This window comes from Endozoicomonas sp. SESOKO2 (assembly GCF_024606245.1).
Taxonomy (GTDB): Bacteria; Pseudomonadota; Gammaproteobacteria; order Pseudomonadales; family Endozoicomonadaceae; genus Endozoicomonas_A.
In genome coordinates this window covers 1-1554 of sequence record NZ_JAHHPQ010000598.1, presented here as the reverse complement: position 1 = coordinate 1554, position 1554 = coordinate 1, and the positions used below count along the sequence as shown (strand labels likewise).

The window sequence follows — 1554 nt, the reverse complement described above, 5'->3', positions numbered from 1 at the left end:
TTCGGATTTATCATCTGATGAGAAACAAGGCGGACTAAATGGCTGTGAGCTAAAAAAGACCACCATTGAATCCATTTCGTGGCAATGGCTTTATGCCACTCATTTGCTGCTTGGCTGCGAACTGATCCTGACCACCAAACATACCCCACTAAGCTCCACCTCCCATTCATGGCTACCCGTAGAGTTGATTGTCGCTGTCGGTTGGCTTTTAAAAAACTATTGGAATATCGACTCACCGTCGTTTAGACGGTTGACACAAAAAGAGCTGGGTCAGGATCACCCGATGGCGGCCATCATCAGGGTGCCCGGCTCTGGAAATAACCAGCAACAATGCCGACCATCAGAGCAGTCGGGGCATCAAGCGCAGGAAGCCACTGCTTGCCCCTCAGGCTCTTCCAACAACTTCCTTCATTCTGACTCTGCCGGTGGAAACGGAGGCTCAGAGCAACATCTGCATACTTTGGATTTAGATTGTTTCGTCTTTCCCTGCCATGGTGTTTGTCAATTCCGACCATCATCCGATAGTTGTGGGCCCACTGAGTGGCCGATGAATTCCGCAGAACATTCGACGGACCACACAGGCGCAACGCCCGAACAAAGCTCATGTGGACATTTGAAGACTGGACACTGCCCGGAGTGCGCAGGTCATGTGACTGACACAGATGTACTACTCATGGATGGTATAGCTCGCCCCGCTGTCCCCATGGACACTGACATACCGCCGGAGTCTGATCCCTGTCCTATTTGTCTGGTTGACTTCCATGGTCGTGACGCTGTACCTGTGGTCCTCAAAACCCGGTGTTGTGGCCATCACTTCGATCTGGACTGTATTTCGACATGTTTTGTTGAACAGCCCATCGGCTCTCGCCGGTGTGCAATGTGTCGGCAAGACCCGATGCCTATGGTGAATGATAAGACCGGTGAATCTCACCCGGATACATTTTTCCCCAATCGTAGGTTTTACCTTGCCTGTTTTGAGGGGTCTTTGGATCTGGTGGAGAAGTCACTGGCAGAAGGAGTCAATGTCAATGTCGTTGTGAATGGTGATTTCACTGCCTTGATGTTGGCATCTGGTAGTGGGCACAAGGACATCGTCGAACGCCTGATTAACGCCGGGGCAAATATCAACGCCCGGTCTAAGAAAGGCGCCACCTCACTGTTCATGGCTGCCCAGCTGGGCCATACCGACATTGTGAAAGCCCTGACCGAAGCCGGGGCAAGGTAGGGAACAGAAACAAGGAAAGATACAAAAGAGAGGCGTTATCTTATCCAGAAAACACGGCTTTCAAGTGTTAAAGTGATCAACAAAATACGGTGAAAAGTCGATATCCTGACAAGGCTGAAAGCTTCCCTGAGGCGGCCAAGAGAAGGGTTAACTGCGTAACTTGAGTAATGTTCTTGATCTATCCTTTCCTCTCTTCACACCAGAATGCAAGGGTAGAATGATTAAACAGTCACTCTTTGCAGCACCACTGTTGCTAATGACATTGTCCGTCGTTTGTCAGGCTCAACCGTTGACAAGACGCTTTGTTGTCGAGCTTGAACAGAAAACAG

At 50.0% G+C, this 1554-nt stretch carries 1 protein-coding gene; it reads left to right on the top strand.

Annotation, left to right across the window (positions count from 1 at the left end):
• On the top strand, positions 1–1225 hold a 1225-nt coding region (locus tag KDK17_RS14420), incomplete at its 5' end, for an ankyrin repeat domain-containing protein (RefSeq protein ID WP_257288358.1).
• Positions 1226–1554 lie beyond the last annotated feature (329 nt).